The sequence below is a fragment of the Mucilaginibacter sp. P4_E8 genome, assembly GCF_056401495.1.
On record NZ_JBFUJG010000348.1, the window covers coordinates 1 to 1,771 of the forward strand.

General features: G+C 53.3%; 1 protein-coding gene. It reads right to left on the reverse strand.

From position 1 onward, the window contains the following. Positions 1 to 1,771: non-ribosomal peptide synthetase (locus AC1DRQ_RS31255; RefSeq protein WP_477429994.1), on the reverse strand; the 1,771-nt coding region annotated here is incomplete at both ends.

The window sequence follows — 1,771 nt, forward strand, 5'->3', positions numbered from 1 at the left end:
TTGTACCGATTCTTTATCATATCCCTCACCGGCTACTACATAACCCACCAGCCGCTTGCCTGTATGACCGTCCTCACGGGCGACCACAACACCCTGGCGTACGCCCGGGCTCTGCTGTAGCACGGACTCGATCTCCCCTAGCTCAATACGGTAACCACGGATCTTTACCTGGTCATCCATACGGCCCAGGTACTCTATATTACCGTCAGGCAACCAGCGGCAAAGGTCCCCCGTCTTATACAATCGCCCGCCTTCTTCACCGTAGGGGTCCGGTATGAAACGCTCTGCCGTCAGATCCGAACGGTTCAGGTATCCTCGTGCTACCTGCACACCACCGATATACAGCTCACCTGGTATTCCTGTACCGCAGGGACGCAACTCCCCGTCAAGCACATACAACTGCGTATTCCATACCGGACGACCGATCGGAACCGTTGCCCCAACCTCATCTGTATCCCTGAAATGATATTCTGAAGCCGAGATCGTCGTCTCCGTAGGGCCATATTYGTTATAAAAATCTACCAGCCCGCTCCAGCGCCGGGCCAGCTGGACTGAACAGGCTTCTCCTCCGGAGATCACTCTTTTCAGTCCATTATATCTTCCCGCATGTACGTTTTCCAGAAAGGACGGCGTGGCATGTAAATGGGTAATACCCGCACGCTCCAGAAACTCTTCAAACAGCGATATATCCAGCTGAAGCCCGTCTTTAATCAGCACCAGCGTAGCTCCGTTAGATAAGGACATAAATATCTGCTCTACGGAAGCGTCAAAACTATAGTTCGAAAACTGTAATATCCGGTCGCTCGCCTCTATCCCAAAGAAATCGCTTTGACACAGGACATAGTTCACCACGCTCCCGTGCTCGGTCATTACCCCCTTCGGACGACCTGTTGAACCCGAAGTATAGATCACATACGCCAGGTCACCCGGACTGATCCCGATTTCAGGTGCATCAGCAGACTCCTGGCTGATAGCTTCCCGATCTTCGTCAACCAGCACCTGCTCTATGGAATCACCTAATAAGCCCGCGGTGCTCCGGCTCGTTAATGCCAGCGATGCCCCGGTATCCTGAAGCATATAACTGATCCGGTCCGCAGGGTAATCCGGATCCACCGGCACATAAGCGCCCCCCGCCTTCAGCACCCCAAGGATCCCGATGATCATCTCCAGGGAACGGCCAAGACAGATCGGTACCAGCGTCTCCGATACAACACCACGGCTCCGCAGGWAATGCCCCAGCTGGTTCGACCGGGCATCCAGCTCACGGTAGCTCAGACGGCTATCCCCGTAAACCACAGCGGTCTCTTCTCCCCGAAGCATTACCTGCTCCCTGAACAGGTCCAGCAGCGTTAATCCCACAGGGTAGGATACCGCTGTCCCGTTAAACTCATATAATAACTGTTCACGCTCCTGYTCGCTCAGGATCTCGATATCACCTGCCCGGACAGCAGGGCCGCTCAGCAGCCCGTCCAGCGCCTGCCCGAAATGACGRCTGATCCTGGATACCTCTGYCTGGGTAAGCATGGAAAGCTTATAGMTAAACTGTATTTTGATTTGYTGGYTCAGTACRATACGAATAGATAAAGGATAGTTAGTGGTTTGTTCTATTTCTTTATCATTGTTTATCTGTAGCTGCCATTGATGCGATGAAAGTGCCTCTCCTACCGGAAAGTTCTGAAACGTCAGCAGGCTGTCAAACAGCTCTCCCCCTATGCCACCCCAGCGCTGGATCGAACTCAGTGAACTGTACTGGTAATCCCGCGAAGACAGC